This is a genomic window from Natronomonas halophila (assembly GCF_013391085.1).
Classification (GTDB): Archaea; Halobacteriota; Halobacteria; order Halobacteriales; family Haloarculaceae; genus Natronomonas; species Natronomonas halophila.
The window spans coordinates 2,936,962-2,956,936 of the sequence record NZ_CP058334.1; the positions used below are offsets into that span (position 1 = coordinate 2,936,962).

Here is a 19,975-nt window from a genome sequence, read left to right on the forward strand (position 1 = left end):
ACAGGCACCTAAAATAAATCTACCGTAAGTCACAATCGAAAAAACGTACGAGGGGAGCCTCGCGTAATGACTGCCTGACGTTCGGTAGGCGGCTCATACTCGACCCGTTTTGAGGGTATAGCGGAATACAGGCGCAAACCCACCAACCTTAGCCGTAGGGGAAGTCACATAGATGCGGTGAACCGCCTCGGGGTCGAGCCTTGAGAATCAACACGTCTCTCCGGACCGGGCCGTGCGTGGCGCAGCAATGGCGAGCGGATCGCGGCCACTACTCGAATACACGAGGTTTCGGTCAGCGATAAACGAGTCGTATGCTGGCTTTGGGAGCGTCTGGGGCTGTGCGGGCCACAGGTACGCGCCGTGGGTAATCCACGACTCCTGTAGGAGGACCGGACAGTCCGGTGGTGAGCCGCCCGTGAGCCAGGTGCGTGTCGGTGCGTGTGAGCCACCACCCTCGAAGTAGTGTGACGCGATCCGGTCCGGCCCATCTTGCGACGCCCAGTTGCCGGGGATGCGTTCCGAGGCGAATTCGGTCGCCTCGAATTCAGATCCGGTCGTCGTCGCCGGATAGTGGAACGTATCCAGCGAGACGAACGCCAGCGGCGTCGTGACGAGCGTACAACTGACGAGGACGACCAGCGCGCCGATCCGAACGACGCGCCACGACGGCGACGCCAGCGAACGGCCACGGACGATCGTGGCTGCGGCCAACCCCACCAGTACGAACGCCGAGACGTGCATGAACGTCTGGGCGCGCATCCCGGTCGCAAAGAAATCCGGCGTGAGACTCGCGGTCAGCGAAAAGTAAATGATGACCAGTGGCGCTGCAAACATCGCGATGACGGGAACGGCGTGGGTGTATCGTTTCGAAATCGCCGGGGTTGCATAGCCGGCAAACAAAACCGGGACGACGAGAAACGAGATCAGCAGGGCGACTTCCGGTGGCGAGCGAATCGTCCCCGGATAGATCGGCTGAACGACGTTGACGATGACCAGCACGAACAACACGCCAAGCGGCGCGAGAAACACGACCCGTTGCGTTCGATTGGACGTCCGTTGATACCAGCCGGCGCCGAACACCAACGCGAGGATCCACGCGGTAAAGAGGCCCGGATTCGAGGTGACTCGGCCCACATACGAGACGGTGAGGATATCGAGTCGCTGGACGACCTCGAAATACGCGATGAAGTACAGCCAGAACCCGCCCACGATCGCACTCCCGATGAGCGCGACCCGGCGGTTCGGCTTCGCAAACACCATCAGGGCGAACACAGCCACGAGCCCGACGGCGGCGTTGAACGTACTGAAAATGTGGAGAAGCGGGTACGCAAAGAGCAGGACGGCCAGCGGCAGCACCCACCGAGTGTCGTCGGTCGATAGCAGTCGATGCAGGGCGATTACTGAGAGCAGCGCTAACAACATCCCGAGCACCTCCGGATCGGGTTCCATCGACCGCCTGAGAAACAGGCCCTCAACCGCGAGGAGTAGCCCCGTGATTAGTGCGGCAAAGCGCACGCGTTTCGACGGCCACCCGAGTTCGGTTCCAAGCCGGCGTGTGAGCGCGACCCCGACCACCACGATCGCCGCACCGATTACCGAGATCATCGGCTGGATGACGTGGACCGGTGTCTCACCAGTCACCGAGCCCGTGACGGCCGTCAAGAGTGTCAGGATGAAGAAATCGGCTCGTGGCCTCTGGGAGAGGGGATAGGCGCCCGTCTGAAGCGTATCGCGCGCGAGCCCGGCATACGCGAACCCGTCGAGCGTCGACGGGAGCGGACTCCAGTAGAGCGGGACCGTCCGCATCGCAAGCGCGATGGCAAACACCGCGCCCACGACGAACGCGTATGATCGTCTACGCATCGAACCAGCCCTCCTCGGTCTCTCGGCGCCCGTCGTCGGCGAGCAACGTCGCCGGCGATACACGAATAACGGCTACCGCCGCCCCGATGGCGCCGACCAGTGCCACTAGCAACGCTGTCGCCGCCACCCCGAGGACGGTCGGATACGTCAGCCCCGGCCACAGACGAACGCCGAACATCGCTAACAGGCCGACGCGATCGAGGGCCCACAAGCCTGCGAACGCGAGGGCGGTACCAGCGAGGGCGGCAACCGAGCCGAGGCGAAGCGCATCGCTCAGCACTAGTCGAACGATTGTGAGCGGCGAGGCCCCCGCAGCGCGACGGATGCCGAGCGATTCACGTCGGGCGTACACCGCACTGGAAAACGTCGCCGTCGCCGCGCCGACGCCCATCAGGCCAGCGAGGCTGACGAGCGTCGCGCCCAGGATTCGAATATTGCCGAACGCCATATCGATCGCCCGCGCGAACGGCGTGTCGCCCTGTTCGCCACGGGTGGCGAGTGCTGCGGCGATCCGGTCATCGCCGACCACCCGATAGCGCTGTGTGGCCACCTGCGTTCCGTTGAACAGAACCCGAACCGAATACTCGCCCGTGGGATTTCGACTGAGCTGGCGAGTGATGGTCGTTCGTTCGCCCGCTCCGATCGACACCACCTGCTGTGTCGTTTCCTGCGGACCGACCAGTTCCACGTCGTGTTTGATGGTCTCGTTCCAGGGATTGACGAGCCGAACGCGAGCGGTCGGCCGGACCAGTAAATCCGCGGTCTGCGGACTCACCGATAGGTCGACGCGAGCGCGTTGAGCGACATCCTCTCGAACCGAAATCGACGCGTTCGCACTGTTATCGCCGCGCTGGGCGCGCAGTTCGTAGTCGCCTGCCGTCCCGAGATGCACGCGCACCCGCCCGTCTTCTCCGGTCTGCCGTGTTCGATTGCCGGCAGTGACCGAAACGTTCGCGACCGGATTACCGCGGACGTCCACAACCCGAACCAGTGGCTGAGTTCCTGGTGGCGCCGCATTCGGCACTTCCTGGAACCGTATCGTCCCCGGATCGACCACCGTCACCGACCGGTTGACCCCACCCGCGACGAGCTGATAGGTCCCACTCGCGACACCCTCGAACGTGAGTGTCCGGGATGCCCGAGCCCCCGCCGAAAGCGACACGTCCACGGTTCGGGTTTGTCCGCCGAACTGCACACGAATCGAGCGGCTCTCGTCGGTGGTGCCTTCGTTTTGAACGGCCACCGTCACGCCCACAGGGTCGTTCGCGAGGGGTTGCTGTCGGACGTCGACGCTCGTGACGACGATACCACCGCCCTCAGTCGTACCGGCTTCGTTTTCCGCACTCGTTTCGGGCAGTCGCTCGCCCCGAATCAGGTTCACTTGCCCCTCGGAGACGGTCGTCAGGTGCCGCGCGGTTTCTAGGGGCACGATAACGTGATCGCTGTAGGGCGCTGGCGCGTCGAACGTCCCAACGACAGTCACACGCGTCACCCCGACCTCCGTGCTGCCGCCGAGGGGGAGTTCATCGCCCGGTTCGACGCCGAGCGTTCGCGCGGCCCCAACCCCGACGACGGCTTCGTTCGCATCTTCGGGCGGTCGACCCTCTCGAATCGTCGCGTTCGAAACAGCGGCGAAGTCATCGTATTCCGCCCCGCGGGCAGGAATCGCACGGCCATCAACGACACCGAACAGAAGGATCTCCCCACTTGCAGCGATACCCTGTCCGTGAAACGCCTCCGTGTAGCCAGCCGGCAGTTGACTCCCGACCGGATTCGCGGCCCCCGATTGCGTGACGACAGCCTCACCACCGCCGAGCATCGGGACGAGCACGCCAGCAGCCGACACGAACAGCAACGCGAAGACCGCGAAGGCCGCAAGCACGGCGGTCGTCGGCACAACGACGCTGGCGTCCAACACGTCCGGCGAAAGCACGTCGAGTACCGACCCCTCCGATCGACCGATACGTCCGGGCGGAACGGTCGCCGCCGGCCGACTCGCGACCAGCCCAGCAATTACTCCGAGCACCGGCACAGCCACGACGATTGGCGCCAATACCCGCGCCACGTCCATCGTCATCCGTGGGCTCAGCGAGGTCGGCACGCCAGCGAAGACGGCGATATTGACGGCTGTCGCGACCACAATTACGCCAATCGCGTACCCGACAGCAGCTCCGACCAGCGACAACAGCCCGGCCCTGATTGCGAACACGCCGAGAATATCACGAGCGGATCCACCGGTCGACCGGATCACCCGAATCGATTCTCTACGGTCGAGCACCGAAATCCGCGTCACGCTGTAGACGGTGACGCCCACCAGCAGGCCGCTCGCAACGACGAGAATCGTCAGCAGGCTGAGCGCGTCTTCGGTCCCTGCTATGAAGAACGGCAACGCCGACCGAAGCGGGACGGCCTGTCCACCTGCGACGGCTTCGTCTCCGATTACCAGCCCGCCGTCCGAGCCCAGCTCCTCGACCGTCTCCGGCGATGTCACGTACCATTCGGCCGGGAATACCGACGAGGTCCGGGGCGATGCCGTAATCGTCCTTGCGCCCTCCGACCCAACGAGGCGATGGTCCGTGGATTCGCCCACCGACCCGAGCGTCGTTCCGCGTTGGCGACTGATCGTCCGGCCGCTATCGCCGAACGAGCGCTCCGTTCCCGCTGGCACGCCGACCGCGAGGGTCTGCTCACCGTTCGGCGCTTCAACACTGGCAAGCGGCACCACCAGCGCCTCATCGTCGACTGAAACCTCGCTCGGATCTTCGACGAACGTCGCGGTCCCGGTCGCGTCGAACTCCGAGGCGAGCGCGGCCGTCTGTGCGCCCCCGGCGACGATCAACAGCGCCGTCCCGACGAGGAAGGCGACGGTAACGGCGATAACCAGAACGGCCAACCGGTCACGCCGCGACCACCGAAAGAGGATTGCCTGCCGGTAGCTCACCCCAACCACCCGCTTGGAGGACGACAAACCCCCACCAGGGCCTCAGACGACATGCATTGAATTGTCTGAGACGTTTGCAGGTGGCGACTTGAGTGTTACCCACTACAAAAACCGAGCATCCAGATCAGGCACTTGGGCCGGCCTCACCTCGACCGAGTTTGAGGCTTCCGACAACCTTGCAATCCGTTCTGCGGCGCCCTGAATCAGCAAAACCACCAATGGTTGACGAACTCGCTATCCTTGTCATATCAGAACCACGATTAGGTCTCGTCGGCGCTTCCGGTGTCACAGGTTGGGCCCACCGTCATCGACTTCTGTCCATCGATATTCGTTCATGGATGGTATTCTCGGTCTACACAACGTATATCGCATGTGTACATAAGCGATTTAAAATAAGGTGGACTTACAAATAACTCCATGATTCTAAGCGTCTCGATGGTATCGAGAGCGTCCTCGGAGCGCTGGTTGGCGAGTACCTCTCCCTAACGCGCCGAGTTCACGAACGTCTTGCTGCACGCCACGCTGATAGAGCCGCATACTACGCCCTCTCACAGGTGCTCAAATCCTCCGTGGTAACAACAGTCACACGTCGATTTCTGCTCGTGCCGACCGCTACCGCCGCGTTCGCAGGAACGACGCTGCCGCGTTCGATAACGGTCATCACCGGTTCGGAAACCTATTTGGTACTCTCCCGTCGTGGTGTGCGTATGCACGTTAATCGAGCAGTTATCGACCGCCTCGTCGCGAACGGGGTCGATACAGTCTTCGGCATCCCAGGCAAGCAGTCGCTGCCGCTCAACGAGGCGATCGGGTCGCGCGAGGACATCGATTTCGTCGTCGCTCGTCACGAAACGGCGGTGTCCCATCAGGCGTGGGGGTACGCCGAAACGAGCGACGACATGGCGGCCACCGTCGTCATTCCGGGCCCCGGCGACATGAACGCCATGAACGGCCTCAAGAACGCGCGCAACGACTGCACGCCGCTCCTCCATATCGCCATCGAGACCGACCCCGAACTCCGGGGCGGGGACGCCATCCACGAGACGCCGCCCGATACCTACGACAACGTCGTCAAGGAAAACATCCTCGTGGAAACCCCCGAATCCACGGCCGCCGAAATCGACCGTGCGGCCGAGGTGGCACGGACCGAACCGAAGGGTCCGGTCCGGGTCGGCATCCCCAAGAACTTCCTCGAGATGGACGTTTCGCTGGCCGAGCGTGGCGCGTCCCCGGCCGATGACCGACTCGCCCCGAATTCGGAGACCGTCTCTCGGGCCGTGGACGTGCTCGAATCCGCTGGCGCCCCGGTCATCTACGCCGGCGGTGGCGTCCGGGGCGCCGACGCGAGCGAGGAACTCCGGGCCGTCGCCGAACGCCTCGACGCTCCCGTGGTTACCTCGTATAAGGGCAAGGGCGTGATTCCGGCGGACCACGAGCTCTTCGCGGGCTGTCTGAGCGGGAGTGCGAGCCCGGAACTCCTCTCGTGTCTCGCGGAATCCGACGTCGCGCTCGGTGTCGGCACCGACTTCGACGCGGTCGCGACCCGTGGATTCTCGGTGGACTTTCCGGACCAACTGGTCCACGTCACGCTCGATGCGAACGATATCGGCACGGCCTACGACCCCACCGTCGGCGTCGTCGCCGACGCCAAGCTCACGCTGGCGGCGCTGGACGAGGCTCTCGCCGACCGAGGGCTCGATTCGTCGGGTCAGGAAGGCGCCGACCGCGCCCGATACGTCCGGGAACGCACCGCCGAGCGCGTCTCGGAACTCGTCGAGGCCCGCGACCCGCTCACGTCGGTGGGCGCGCTGTCCGTCGTCCGTGAGGCCCTCCCCCGGGAAACGATAGTGGCCGCCGACGCGGGTGGGTTCCGCGTCTGGGGGCTCAACACCTTCGCCGCGTACGGTCCGCGGCGGTACGTCAACCCCGGGTCGTGGGCCACGATGGGTACCGGCGTTCCCTCGGCTATCGGCGCGGCGGCGTCGAATCCGGATACCCCCGTCGTGGCGTTGACGGGCGACGGCGGTCTCATGATGTGTATCCACGAACTGCACACGGCCGTCGCCGAGGAACTCCCGATTATCGTCGTGGTGTTCAACAACGACGACTACGCCATCATCAGCGAGGAGGCCGGACGGAGCTACGACCTCCAGCCGCGGGAGTACGAATGGACCGACCACCCGATCGACTTCGTGGCCGTCGCGAACGGGATGGGAATGGACGCGACGCGAGCGGACTCCCCCGACGAGATACGTGAAGCGCTCTCCAACGCCCTCGCGTCCGACCGGCCGTCGCTCATCGAGGTGCCCGTCGACCCCGACGAACCGCAGGCAAGCGAGTGGATGCGAGAGTAATCGTCAGAGTGGCTCCTGTTCCTCGCGTTGGCTCTGCTTCCGGGTGTCGGTCATACGGTCATCAACTGGCCGCTGAAGTACGTCGAATCGAGCGCCATGAGCGTCGCGTTTCTGGGCGACCCCGTCGGGAGCACCCCTCGAAAACTCGGCAAGCACTGATTTAAGGCGGGTTCTGGAAGCGACCGGTCGAGTTCGGTACTTGCCGTTCCCGTAGCGATATCGCCGTCAGTTTCGGACGAAAGATACAACCAACCGACCCTCGTTGCATACGTATGGACCAATCAGAGGAGTCAGATTCGACCCATGGGGGGCGACGGAGCAAGGTCGCTCGACTCATCGAGGAGTACGACCTGCAGGGGCTGGGCACGGAGTTAGAGCAGCTCTGGACTGCCGAGGAAGACCGGCGGAGCCTTCGGGACCTGGCAGCCTACTTCAACCGAAAACTGCTGGAACAGGCCCTCGAAGCGGCGAACGTCCAGCAACTCGATGGGGAGGTCGAGAACACCTATCGCCTGTTGACCGACGACGACGTCAGCAGCGCCGAGTCTACCCGTATCGAGCGGCGGCTCGAACGCGATGGCGTGGACGTCGAGTCCCTCGTGAGTGATTTCGTCACCTATCAGGCAATCCGAACCTACCTCAAGGACCACCGTGGTGCCGAGTACACGCCCTCGGAGACGGACCCGCTGGAGCGTGAGAAGACGAACTTCCAGAAGCTCCGCGGTCGGATGGTCTCGGTCACGGAGGGGAAACTCGAACAGTTGCAGAAAAACGAGGCGTTCACGCTCGGCGAGTTCCGGACGCTCGCGGACATTCAGGTCGTCTGTGAGGACTGTAACACCCAGTTCGGCGTGCTGGAACTCCTCGAACGAGAGGGCTGTAACTGCGAGGACCGCTAGAACCATAATATAGTTATGCTTGTTATTTCTAAGCTTGGATACATAACGTTAATATAGGATACACGTGTGCAACGAAGCACATGAGTCAAGGACAGGTTGCCTCGAAATGTCGACTAACGGCGCAGAACATCGGCGGCATCGACGAGACGGAGGTCGTCTTCGAACCCGGTGTCACGGTTCTGGCCGGCCGGAACGCCACGAACCGGACCTCGTTGCTGCAGGCGGTTATGGCCGCGCTCGGGAGCGATGACGTCTCCATCAAAGCCGACGCCGACGAAGCCAACACCGAGTTGGCGCTGGGCGACGACACGTACGCCCGAACGCTGAAACGGCGCAACGGGACGGTACAGGGCACGGGGAACCCGTATCTCGAAGATTCGACGGTCGCGGACCTCTTTGCGTTCCTGCTGGAATCGAACGAGGCGCGACGGGCCGTCGTAACCGACGCCGACCTCCGGGAGATCATCATGCAGCCCATCGATACGGAGGACATCCGGGCGGAAATCGACCGCCTCATCGAGGAGCGACGGCAGATATCCGATGAACTCGACGAACTCGACGACCTGAAAGACCGGCTGCCGTCCCTCGAAGAAAAGCGGCAGCGACTCCAGGACCAAATCGAGGACAAGCGCTCCGAACTACAGGAACTGGAGGAGGAAATCGACGCCCGCGACGCCGACGTCGAGCAGACCCGCGAGGAGCAGGCCGAACTGGAGGAGAAACTCGAAACCCTCCGCGAGAAACGGTCGACGCTCGAGGACGTCCGCTACGAACTGGATACCGAAGAGGAGAGCCTCGATTCGCTGCAGCAGGAGAAACGCGAGGTCGAAGAGGAGTACGAGGAACTGCCGGAGACGCCTGCTGGCGACCTCGACGAGATCGAAAGCCGCATCGACCGACTCCGAACGCGAAAGCAGGAGTTGGAGTCGGAACTGAACGAGCTACAGAGCGTCATCGGGTTCAATCAGGAGATGCTCGAAGACGCCGGGGGCGACCTCTTCGATGCCCTGCAGGAGGACGCGGAAAGCGGGGCAGTGACCGAGGAGTTGCTCCCCGAGGAAACCGTCAACTGCTGGACCTGCGGTAGCGAGGTCGAACCGGAACAGATCGAATCGACCATCGACAAACTCCGCGACCTCAGCCAGGAGACGGTCGGCGAAATCAACGACATCGAGGACGAACTCGACGACCTGAAAGCAAAGCGGCGCGACCGGCGGCAGGACCAGCAGCGTCGCGAGCGGCTCGAACGCCGAACGCGGGACCTCGAGGACGAAATCGAGGACACCGAAGCCCGTCTGGAGACCCTCAAGGAACAGAGGAACGAACTCCGGGAGGAAATCGAGGCTGCCGAGGAGGAAGTCGAAACGCTGGAAAACGACGCGTACGACGAGATTCTCGACCTGCACAAGGAAGCCAACCAGCTGGAATACGACCTCGGGACCCTCGAAAACGACCTCGAACGCGTCGAGGACAACATCACGTCAATCGAGGAGCGCCTCGATGAGGAAAGCGAACTCGAGGAACGCCGCGAGGGAATCAACGACGACATCGAGGACCTGCGAACGAAAATCGAGCGCACCGAACAGCAGGCCATCGAGGAGTTCAACGACCACATGGATACCGTGCTGGACCTGCTCGAATACGGGAACCTGGCCCGTATCTGGCTGGAGCGACAGGAAACCGAGGTCCGGGAAGGCCGGAAGAAGGTCACCAAGAGCGTCTTCGATCTGCACATCGTCCGCCAGACCGATTCCGGAACGACCTACGAGGACACCATCGACCACCTCTCGGAGAGCGAGCGGGAGGTAACGGGCCTCATCTTCGCACTCGCGGGCTATCTCGCCCACGAGGTGTACGAGACGGTCCCGTTCATGCTGCTCGACTCGCTGGAAGCCATCGACTCCGAGCGCATCGCGACGCTCGTCGAGTATTTCGGCGAATACAGCGACTATCTGGTCGTCGCGCTGCTGCCCGAGGACGCCAGTAGCGTCGACGCGGACCAGCGCATCGAGAGCATCTAACCCCGACCGGCGTTTCGTTCCCGCTGAAACACGCTCCGTTCGACGGTTCTTGATGACGATCGGATTTTTATACTCACTACTCTAGGCGTATTGGAGGATAATGCGCTTAGGTACATAGGCGATAGTGGTTGTGTATACCTGTAAACGCCATCCGACTCCCGTATAGTCGCATTACGCGCTGAGGGTCCACGTCGTGTCCTCGAACAGCCTCGCTCCGGACACTTCGGGCCACGACCGCGACGCGAGTGGGGCCCACCTCGGGATGGAACGGTCCCCGACGTGTTCGAGATAGATGACGTCCTGTTCCCCCTTACCTACGCGTGGTAAACAGCTGTTTATCAGTTGAAACGGTGTATTTAGTCCTTTTCTAAATGTTCAGTAACCGTCTACTCGAACCGTAGGAGCGGCTTTACAAAGGGTATCTAGGTCATACGCGGGTTCATGGTTTACGTCACTGGGGATGGGGACCTGGCGCACCAGCGATTCCGAGGCCCGACGGCAGGCGAGTCGGCCAGTGGGATTCGGGGGAGAGAATCATGACGAGGGAGGCGAGCGCATCAGGCCCCGACGATGGGGATTCCGCGGGTTCGGACCCCGAGGAAGCCAACGCCTCGAAAGCGGTCGGGGAGTACACGTGGCGGGATTTCATGCGCGAGTACGGTTACGCCGACGATATCGCGGCGGCGTATCGGGACGTCGATGTCGAGGTCGATTCGGATGGGCTGTTCGCGTTTCTCGGCAACGACCGGAAACGGGCGCCCGCGGAGGAGGACTGGGAGCGGACCGACTTCGACCCAGCCACGTTCCTGGGCTTTCCGCCCGGTGACGTTCCCGAACGGCTCGGTGCTGCCGCGGTCGACGCGTCGGCGCTCAGGAGCCGGTTCGAAAAGTGGGTCGACGCGACGCCCGTCGCGAAGGACGCCTACACATGGGAGCACTTCAAGTGGGAGTACTACTACGACGAATCGGGCGACCCACCACGGGACGGAACCGGCGAGGTCGAACCGTTCGACCCCAGCGAGTACCTCGGGTTCGACCCGGAGAACATCGACTCGGTGCTGGCCGCTGGCGCCGAGGCCGCAGAAGAGATGGCCGAAATCGAGGAGGAACGGACCGTCTACGTGAACCCGGAACTCGACGAGGACGACTTCTTCTCGACTTCGGACGGCCGGACGACGCTGGTGAACCGCTACGACCTGGAGAAATCCGTCCCGATGGACAAGAAGGAACACTTCATCGAGGTCGAGCGGTACTGGGTGAACGAGCCGTACGCCTTCGTCATCATCTTCCACTCGGTCAAGGAAAACGAGAAGAAGTACTACGCGGTCGACCCGTACCTGACCGACATCGAATCCGACCTCGTCGAGTACTTCTCGGGGAAACTCCGAACCAGTATCAAATACTCCGACGACGACGTGGTCGTCGAGGGAAGCGACGAGGACCGCGGCGACGTGCTCGAAGGCGAAGTCGAGTGGCTACTGGACCGCAGCGACGTCTGGCAGTCGACATCGGACGATACCGGCCTCGTCGACGAGGCCAAATCCTTCGTCGGAATGACCGACGACCCCGACGACACGGACTCCGGGAGAGGAATCGAAGGCATCCGGGTGCGGCCCGAACCTGCCATCCTCGAAGAGGATCCCGACTGGATTACCGACTACCAGGTCGAGAAACTGCTCTACGTCATCCGGCGGGACTTCATCGGCTACGAGCGCATCGACCCCATCAAGCACGACATCAACGTCGAGGACATCTCCTGTGACGGTTACGAACAGCCGGTGTTCGTCTACCACACCGACTACGAGAACCTGATTACGAACATCCAGCACGGCGAGACGCGCCTCGATAACTTCGTCATCAAACTCGCCCAGCGGTCCGGGAAGGGCATCTCGAAGCGACAACCGCAGGTCGACGCGACGCTTCCCGACGGCTCTCGCGCCCAACTCACTCTCGGGACGGAGGTTTCGGACCACGGGACCAACTACACCATCCGGCAGTTCAAGGACGTCCCGTTCACGCCGGTCGACCTCATCAACTGGAAGACGTTCTCGATGGACGAGATGGCGTTCCTGTGGCTCTGCATCGAGAGTAACAAGTCGCTCATCTTCGCCGGCGGCACCGCCTCGGGCAAGACGACCAGCCTGAACGCCGTCTCGCTGTTCATCCCCTCGAACACGAAAATCGTCTCCATCGAGGACACCCGGGAGGTCGAACTCCCACAGCGCAACTGGGTGGCCTCCGTCACCCGGCCGTCGTTCAGTCAGGACAACACCGGCGACGTCGACGAGTTCGACCTGCTGGAGGCCGCGCTCCGTCAGCGCCCCGACTACATCGTCATGGGCGAGGTCCGCGGCGAGGAGGGCCGGACGCTCTTCCAGGTCATGTCGACGGGCCACACGACCTACACGACGTTCCACGCGGACAACGTCGACGAGGTGCTGAAGCGCTTTACGACCGACCCCATCAACGTCTCGAAGACCCTCTTCACGGCTCTGGACCTCGTTTCGGTCCAGGCCCAGACCAAAGTCGACGGCCGGAAGGTCCGGCGGAATACCATGATAACCGAAATCAACGCTTACGACGCCGAGAACGACGAAATCAGCGTCCAGGACGTCTACCAGTGGCAGCCCGAGAACGACGAGTTCCTCCAGCACGGCGACTCCCGGAAGCTCCAGGAGATCGCCTTCGACCGCGGGTGGTCCCAGAACCGCCTTCGGCGGGAACTGTTCGAGCGGCGGACGGTGCTGTCGTATCTCATCACCAACGGCCTCAACACCTACACCGAGGTCGCAGCGACGGTGCAGGCGTACATCAACGACCCCGAGACCATCCTGACGCTGATGGCCAACGACGAACTGGCGGCGAGTCTGGAGGACCTCCGGGAGATGGAGTCGGTGCTGATAGACGTCGACCCGGAAAAGGAGGCGCTCGTCCCCCGCCCGGACCCGGCCGACGACGTGCTCGCCGAAGCCGAGGCAGTCCTCGAGTCGGCCGACTCACGTGTCTTCGAGGAGTACCGGGGCCGCCGGGCGGGGAGTCTCGTCGAGGCGCTGTCGGAGGGGTCGCTCGACGAGGATATCACCGCACCGCCGGGTATCGACCGGTCGGTCCTTGAAGCCATCGCGAGCGACGGCGTCGGCGGAACGGACGAGTCGGTCTCCGCCGGCGACGGCCCCGAGGCCGACCCGGATGCCGATGCCGGGTCGACGCCCGATATCTCCGCCGACGGCGGCGAACTCGACAACCCGGACGATGGCGCCGTCGACGAGGGGGGTGAGTAAACCATGGAATACGCCTACGCGGCGCTCCTGTTGGCCGAATCCGGGGAGGAACTCAACGAACGGAACCTGCGGGCGGTTCTGGAGGCAGCGAACTGCGCCGTCGCGGAGTCAAGGGTGAAGGCGCTCGTCGCTGCGCTGGAGGGCGTCGATACGGACTCGGTCGGCCCCGAAAACGTCGCGCAGTTGGGCGGCGAGGCGGCGCCCGACGCAAGCGCTGAGGACGGGACCGGCGAGGAGGCCGACGGACGGTCCGCCAGCGAGATGGCCGACGCGGCGCCGACGGGGGCGGCGACCGAACCTGCTGGCGGCGACACGAGGGGGGAGCGTGGGGATGAGTCTGGGTAGCGTCGGCGGCGAGGGACTGGGTCGGCGTTACGCCTACCGACTCGTCGACGCGTTCGACCCCCTCTATCAGCGTCTCTTCGACGAGGACGACGAGTTCGTCGTCGACCTCGAACGGAAACTGGCCGAGGCACGGATGGCGACGCCGGCCGAGCGGTATCTCCGGCGTGCGCTCGCGTTCGGCTTCCTTAGCGGTGTCGCGCTGTGGCTGTTCGGCGTCGGCCTCACGGGCTTCCTCTTCGGAACCGGCGCCGTCGACGTCGGCCCGCTGACCGGGCTGCGAATCCCCAACGAGACGCTGCTGGCCATCATCGAGACGGCCCGGGTCCCGTTTCTGGTCGCGATGACGGGCCTCGTTCTCGGGACGGTGGGTTTTATCGCCGTCTTCGGGGCCTACCTCTCGCTGCCGTATAGCCGGGCGTCGGCGCGGCAACGCGAAATCGACACGCTCCTCCCGGACGCCGTCTCGTTCATGTACGCCCTCTCGCTGGGCGGTCTGAGTCAGGTCGAAATCATCGAGACGATGGCGACCTCCGAGGACACCTACGGGGAGGTCTCGAACGAATTCCGGACCATCCTCCAGGAAACCCGCTACTTCGATACCGACTACCGGTCGGCCATCCAGAAGCGGTCGGCGGAGACCCCGAGCGCGGAACTGAGCCAGTTCCTCACGGACATGCTGTCCATCATCGACAGCGGCGGGAGCATGACCGACTTCCTGGAGGACAAGAAGGACGTCCACTTCCGGGCGGCCAAGGGCAATCAGGAACAGACCCTGGAGACGCTGGAACTGTTCACCGAGATGTATATCACCATCTCGCTGTTCCCGCTGCTACTGATCATCATCCTCGTCATCCTCGATATGATTCGCGGCGGGCAGGACCTCCTGCTGTATGCGACCGTCTACGTCCTCATCCCGGGACTCGGACTGGCGTTTCTGGTCATCATCTCGACGGTCAGGGCCGACGAACCCGGCGACGGCTACCTCGAACTCGAGGAGACCGACCGCCGGTTCGAAGTCGGCAAGGAGTCGACGGGGCTCGATTTGGGACTCGTCGACCAGTTCACTGGGAGTTACCGCGTCTTCGACCGCATCGCGGACAGCGAGGGGACCCACGAGACGCTGGATGTCGTCAAACGTCCCCACGTCTTCCTGCGGGACAACCCCTTCTACACCCTCGCGATTACGGTTCCCGCCTCGCTGATGTTTCTGGTCGTCGCCGTTCTGATGGGCGCCGTCCCCGTCTCGTGGTCCGGCGTCATCGACCGCCCGGTCTGGTCGACGCTCGTCTACGTCTACACCCCGCTGTTTACCGTCTGCGTCCCGCTGGCGGTTTTCTGGGAGTGGAACGTCCGCCGTCGGCGGGCGATTCTCGATGGGCTCTCAGAGAACCTGCGGAAACTGGCCAGCGCCAACGCGACGGGGCTCACCCTCCTCGAATCGATAAAGGTGGTCGCCGATACCACCCCCGGTCGGCTCGGCGAGGAGTTCGAGAACATGTACGCCAAGAGTCACTACGGGATGCACCTCAAGGAGTCGCTGGTCGTCTTCAACAACAAGTACCACATCCCGCGGCTGGCGCGCACGCTGAAACTCATCAGCAAGGCCCAGGAGATATCGAGTCAGATATCGTCGGTGCTGTCGACGGCCGCCAAGGCCGCCGAAACCCAGGAGGACATCGAACGCGACCGACGACAGCGCGCGCTGATGCAGGTCGCCATCATCATCATGACGTTCCTGACGCTGCTGGGTGTGATGGCGCTGATGAAAGCCCGGTTCCTCGACGTCATGGCGGAGGTCACAGAACAGAGCGGCGCCGGCGGCAGCGTCGCGGGCGGCGGCTTCGGCGCCTCCGTTAACATCGACCTGCTGTCGCTGCTGTTCTTCCACGCCGTGACGCTGCAGGCGATTCTGGGCGGTATCGTCTGCGGATACATCAAGGAAGCGAACGTCATCTCCGGCGTCAAGTACGTGGTCGTGCTATCGGCCGCGGCGCTTGCCGTCTGGCTGGTGGTAGCATGAGCGGGGCCCGGTCCGGCGACGGGACTCGGGCCCAGACGCTGCCGGATTTCGCCGTCGGCGTCGCCGTCTTCCTCGTGACGACGTCGGCCATCTTCCTGTTCGTCCCCCAGTTGACGCTCCCGTACGACGAACAGGGAAACTCGCTCGTCGTCCAGCGGGCGGCCGCCGACCTCGGTGACGACATGCTCGCCGGGGAGGCGCCGTCGGAACTCAACGAGACCTGCACGGTAGCCTTCTTCGACCGAACCGACGCCGGGGGCTGTGGGTTCGAGGGCGGCGATTCGGTCACCGAACAGCTCGGCCTCGCGCCGACGTACTCGGTGAACGTCACGGTTCGTGACGCGCCGAGCGACGGGCCGAACTCGACGGTTTGCCGCGCGGACGACGCCGATACCATCGGCGATTGCGGCTCCGGCGACGCGAATCACACGCTGGCGGTCGGACCGTCCCTGCCCCAGCGGGACGCGTCGGTCGCCGTCGCCCGTCGGGGGGCCTTCGTCGGCGAGGAGAGGGTCGTCATCGAAGTCGGGGTGTGGTAGATGGGGGGTCGCGCCCAGACGTTCACGCTGGAGGCGTTCGTCGCGGCGATACTCCTGCTTGCGACTATCGCCTTCGCCCTGCAGGTCGTCAGCATCTCGGCGAACACCGCCAGTCCCGCCGATGCGGAACTGCGGAACCAGCACGCCGGACTGGCTCGCGGCGTCATGGACGAAGCAGCCACCGACGGCAATCTCTCCCGGATGCTCCGCTACTGGGACCAGAACGCCTCGGCGTTCCACGGGGCTGACGAGGGAGCGGCCGACGGCAGCTACTACGTCTCCCGGCTTCCACAGAACGCCGACGCCCCCGAATTCGGTCGGGCACTCGGGGAACCGTTCGACAATCGGCAGGTCCGGTACAACGTCGACCTCTATTACACGAGAGCGAACGGGACCCGAGGCCACCAGCAGTTGGTCGACTCGGGAACGCCGAGCGACGACGCAGTCCGGGTGGTGGGGACGGTGACTCTCTACGACGACACGCCGCTCCTCGATGCGAACGGGTCCCGCGAGAACACGACGCTCCGGGAGGTGGCGGCGGACTCGAATCAGGCCTTCTACGCGCCCGATGCACGGCCTGACGGCCCGCTCTACAACGTCGTCCGAGTGGAGGTGGTGCTATGGAAGCCCTGAGGCGGCGCGACCGGGGCCAACTGCTGATTATCACCGCCATCAGTCTCGCGATATTGCTCGTGTTGATGGCGCTGGCGCTGAACACCGCGGTCTACGGCGTCATCCACGCCGGAGGCGCGGACGACGACCTCCGGGAGGAACGGAGCGCCGTCCGCTACGAGGACGACGTCCGGCGAGGCATCGCTGGCCTGATTCCGGCCGTCGACGAGACGACCGACGGCGACTACGACACACACCGTATGAACCTCTCCCGGGCGGTCGCGAACTGGAGCCACGTTGCAGGCCGACAGGAGGTCACCGATGGCGTCGCGACGAACGCCTCGCTGGCCGAGGCGCGCTTCGAGACGGACGTCGTTCACGACAACGAATCGCGGGCGTTCACCAACCGCAGCGACGCGGCGAACTGGGCCGTCGCCGACAACCTCTCGGCGGTCGACCGCTACGAGATGGGTATCGCCCGCGAGCGACTGGTCAACACGAGCGACTGCAGCGCCGAGGGAACGTGCTTCGAACTCACGGTCGACGGCGGCGCCTGGGTGTTGACGGCCTATCGGACGAACCAGAAGGTCGTTATCCGAATCGACGCCGGCGACACCACGAAATGCGAGACGACGAACCCGCCGGTCGCGGTCAACCTCACCAACGGGAGTTTCGACCACGCGGACTGTTCGGGGGAGACGTTCACCCCCGTCGACGGGGAGTCCGGGGCCCCGTACGCCATCCGGTATGCGAACGCGGACAACGTCACCGGGACCTACGAACTCCGCGGCGAGGGACGAGTCGACGAAAGCGACTATCACGCCGCCGGTTCCGGGGCATCTCCCCGGGTAGTGCCCCGCCTCGTCGGCGCGAACGTGACCGTGACCTACCGCTCGCCGGAGTTGCACTACAGAACGACGATTCGGGTCGACCCCGGTGAGACCGATGGGTGACCGCGGCGTCTCGACGGTCGTCAGTTACGTGCTGACGCTGGCTATCGTGGCCATCCTGACGACGACGCTACTGAGCGCCTTCGCGCCGTTCGTAACCGACCAACAGCAGGATGCCACCCAGTCGACGCTGTCGGTGCTCGGCAACGACATCGCGGGGGACGTCGACTCGGTCGACAGACTCGCAACACGTGGCGGGGACGTCCGAACGGTCGAGTTCCGAACCCGGCTCCCGGACCGGATCGGCGGCAGCCGATACGAGATCGCCGTCGAGAACGAAACGACCGACGGGGGACCGCCCTACGATTACGAGATTTGGCTGCGAACGTCCGAGTTCGAGGCGAGCGCGGTCGTCCGCCTCCGGACGCGAACGCCCGTCGAGACGCGACCCGGAACCGACCCGTTAGACGGTGGCACGGTTCGTATCGGCTACAACGCGACGGCCGACCGGGTGGTGATTCGGAATGTGTGACGCCGACGCCCGCCCCGCCTCCGAACGCGGCCGCGCCCAGAGCGAACTCGTGGGCTTTCTCCTCGTGTTCAGCGTTGTCGTCCTCACAATCGCGCTGGTCGGCCTGACCGGGTTCGTCGGCCTCGACGGCGCGAAGGATTTCCAGCGAACGACCAACGCCGAACAGGCGTTCACCGGCTTTGCGGATTCCGTCGACGACGTGGCTCGGGATGGTGCGCCAAGTCGCTCTACCGAAATCCGAATCGCCGACGGGCGACTCTCGCTTGCGAGGACCGAGACGCGAATCCAGGTCACCGGCGTCGACGGGAGCACGACCAACGTGACCGTCCGTCCCGCCCCGGTCGTCTACGGGTCGGGGACGGGAACGACCATCACCTACCGCAGTAGCGCGCTGATTCGACGGGACGGCGACGCCGCCGTCATGTTCCGCGACCCGGGCTTCGTCCTGACCGACGAGCGGGTGGTCCTTCCCGTCGTGGCCACGAACAAGGCCGGCGGCGGTCCGGTCGGCGGCACCAGCGCCGTCGAAGTGCGGACGGTCCGCGCCGGAACCACCGTCGTCGCTCAGGACCGCCCCGTCGCGAACGTCACGCTGAACATGACGACCCGAAACCCCGCGGTCTGGGTCCGATACTTCGAGGCGGCCGCCGACGATGGTCCGGTGACGAACGTCGAGCGCAACGGCGACAACGTCGTGGTGACCCTCGAACCAGAGCGGGCGACCGTAACGGTCCATCGGGTCGACGTCGGGTTCGAGTAACCGCAAAAAAGGGCGGACGTATCGGCGTCGAGTCTTAGGCAATTTTCCGGCTGACGTCGATGGTGACGTCGGCGGTCAAATCCAGGTCTATCGATTCCGGGAGCGCCTCCCCGCCGCGGAACTTCGGAATCGCGAGATCGTTCTGGAGGGTGCCGCCACGGACCTCCGTCGAAAGCGAGAAGACGATGTCTACCAGATACTCGGTTCGGTCACGCTGGGACGGGGTGTCGCGGCCGTCGAGACAATGGAGCAATGCCACCCCGTCGGTTTCGTCGATTCGGGCCTTCAGGTCGTTCACGAACGACCGGTATCGCTCGGAGTCGGTCGATTCGAGCAGCCGGACCGGGTCGACGATGAGCGTCGATTCCGCCGGCAGTTCCTCGATGGCCGACCGCGCCTCCGACAGCGGGGCCGCGGGGCTAACACGGTGGATGTCGACGCCGTCGGTGTCCGTTCCGGTCTGTTTCAGGGCGTCCTCGACGTCGGCTACCGTCCGCTCGGTCGTCAGGTAGGTCGTCGGCCGAACCGCGGCCATCTCGTAGAGGAACAGTTCCGACTGGCTCGTGGGCGAGGCCGATAGCGCGACGACGCGGCCGGCAGGGATGCCGCCGTCCAGCTTCCGGTCGAGGACCTCGATTCCCGTCTCCAGCGTCTCGGTCATGACAGCAATCGACAACGCCGACGCTCATTGTAATGGAGTTTCTTCTCCCTTTTCGCCGCCGCCGGGCAGGGGTCCCGTAAACCGCCCGAAGAAATGGGTCTATCGGGCGGTAAAGGCGCTCTAAGGAAGTTTAATTGTTTCTATAGAATTACTTACCGATTTCATACAGGTAGTAGACCGACTATTACCGGTCGGATGCGAGCCGCTTAGAGCGGCTATCTGTATTATAAGGCGATTTACTAACAGCCCTCAGGCGA

15 protein-coding genes are annotated in these 19,975 nt (G+C 64.0%); 12 read left to right on the top strand and 3 right to left on the bottom strand.

From position 1 onward, the window contains the following. Nucleotides 1-207: 207 nt before the first annotated feature. Both HWV23_RS15580 and HWV23_RS15585 read right to left on the bottom strand, forming a co-directional pair. Nucleotides 208-1,863: a DUF2339 domain-containing protein gene (locus HWV23_RS15580; protein WP_178291303.1), complete on the bottom strand. Its 1,656-nt coding sequence runs from the start codon at nt 1,861-1,863 to the stop codon at nt 208-210. Continuing rightward, on the bottom strand, nt 1,856-4,804 hold the full coding sequence (locus HWV23_RS15585) for an ABC transporter permease (protein ID WP_178291304.1): 2,949 nt from the start codon (nt 4,802-4,804) through the stop codon (nt 1,856-1,858). The genes HWV23_RS15580 and HWV23_RS15585 overlap by 8 nt, the downstream gene beginning before the upstream one ends. A 707-nt stretch (nt 4,805-5,511) precedes the next feature. Between HWV23_RS15585 and HWV23_RS15590 the strand changes: the two genes are divergently transcribed. The 12 genes from HWV23_RS15590 to HWV23_RS15640 all read left to right on the top strand — a co-directional run bounded on the left by HWV23_RS15590 (nt 5,512) and on the right by HWV23_RS15640 (nt 19,057). Beyond that, nucleotides 5,512-7,158: a thiamine pyrophosphate-binding protein gene (locus HWV23_RS15590; RefSeq protein ID WP_178291305.1), complete on the top strand. Its 1,647-nt coding sequence runs from the start codon at nt 5,512-5,514 to the stop codon at nt 7,156-7,158. Between the two features lie 27 nt (nt 7,159-7,185). After that, nucleotides 7,186-7,317: a hypothetical protein gene (locus tag HWV23_RS17130; protein ID WP_425487431.1), complete on the top strand. Its 132-nt coding sequence runs from the start codon at nt 7,186-7,188 to the stop codon at nt 7,315-7,317. A gap of 113 nt (nt 7,318-7,430) precedes the next feature. Next, nucleotides 7,431-8,057 carry a rod-determining factor RdfA gene (gene rdfA / locus HWV23_RS15600; RefSeq protein WP_178291306.1) on the top strand — a complete coding sequence of 209 codons (627 nt, stop codon included), beginning with the start codon at nt 7,431-7,433 and terminating at the stop codon, nt 8,055-8,057. Between the two features lie 80 nt (nt 8,058-8,137). Further along, entirely contained in the window at nt 8,138-10,078 is a 1,941-nt protein-coding gene (locus tag HWV23_RS15605) for an archaea-specific SMC-related protein (protein ID WP_178291307.1), read from the top strand. Between the two features lie 536 nt (nt 10,079-10,614). Next, on the top strand, nt 10,615-13,359 hold the full coding sequence (locus HWV23_RS15610) for a type II/IV secretion system ATPase subunit (protein ID WP_246282703.1): 2,745 nt from the start codon (nt 10,615-10,617) through the stop codon (nt 13,357-13,359). Between the two features lie 3 nt (nt 13,360-13,362). Continuing rightward, on the top strand, nt 13,363-13,704 hold the full coding sequence (locus HWV23_RS17135) for a P1/P2 acidic ribosomal protein (protein ID WP_246282704.1): 342 nt from the start codon (nt 13,363-13,365) through the stop codon (nt 13,702-13,704). After that, nucleotides 13,691-15,724, top strand: coding sequence for a type II secretion system F family protein (locus HWV23_RS15615; RefSeq protein WP_178291308.1), 2,034 nt, complete (start codon nt 13,691-13,693; stop codon nt 15,722-15,724). Before HWV23_RS17135 ends, HWV23_RS15615 begins: the two co-directional genes overlap by 14 nt. Next, the gene (locus HWV23_RS15620) at nt 15,721-16,263 is read left to right on the top strand and encodes a DUF7287 family protein (RefSeq protein WP_178291309.1); all 543 of its coding nucleotides are present in this window, start codon (nt 15,721-15,723) and stop codon (nt 16,261-16,263) included. The genes HWV23_RS15615 and HWV23_RS15620 overlap by 4 nt, the downstream gene beginning before the upstream one ends. Next, nucleotides 16,264-16,896 (top strand): DUF7288 family protein, encoded by a 633-nt coding sequence (locus tag HWV23_RS15625; RefSeq protein WP_178291310.1) that lies wholly within the window; start codon nt 16,264-16,266, stop codon nt 16,894-16,896. Further along, nucleotides 16,884-17,828 (top strand): hypothetical protein, encoded by a 945-nt coding sequence (locus tag HWV23_RS15630; protein ID WP_178291311.1) that lies wholly within the window; start codon nt 16,884-16,886, stop codon nt 17,826-17,828. The genes HWV23_RS15625 and HWV23_RS15630 overlap by 13 nt, the downstream gene beginning before the upstream one ends. Further along, nucleotides 17,821-18,297, top strand: coding sequence for a DUF7266 family protein (locus tag HWV23_RS15635; RefSeq protein ID WP_178291312.1), 477 nt, complete (start codon nt 17,821-17,823; stop codon nt 18,295-18,297). Before HWV23_RS15630 ends, HWV23_RS15635 begins: the two co-directional genes overlap by 8 nt. After that, on the top strand, nt 18,290-19,057 hold the full coding sequence (locus tag HWV23_RS15640; protein ID WP_178291313.1) for a DUF7289 family protein: 768 nt from the start codon (nt 18,290-18,292) through the stop codon (nt 19,055-19,057). The genes HWV23_RS15635 and HWV23_RS15640 overlap by 8 nt, the downstream gene beginning before the upstream one ends. A 34-nt stretch (nt 19,058-19,091) precedes the next feature. Here the strand turns inward: HWV23_RS15640 and HWV23_RS15645 are convergent, their stop codons facing one another. Next, complete coding sequence (locus HWV23_RS15645; protein ID WP_178291314.1) at nt 19,092-19,718, bottom strand: RAD55 family ATPase; 627 nt, start codon at nt 19,716-19,718, stop codon at nt 19,092-19,094. Nucleotides 19,719-19,975 lie beyond the last annotated feature (257 nt).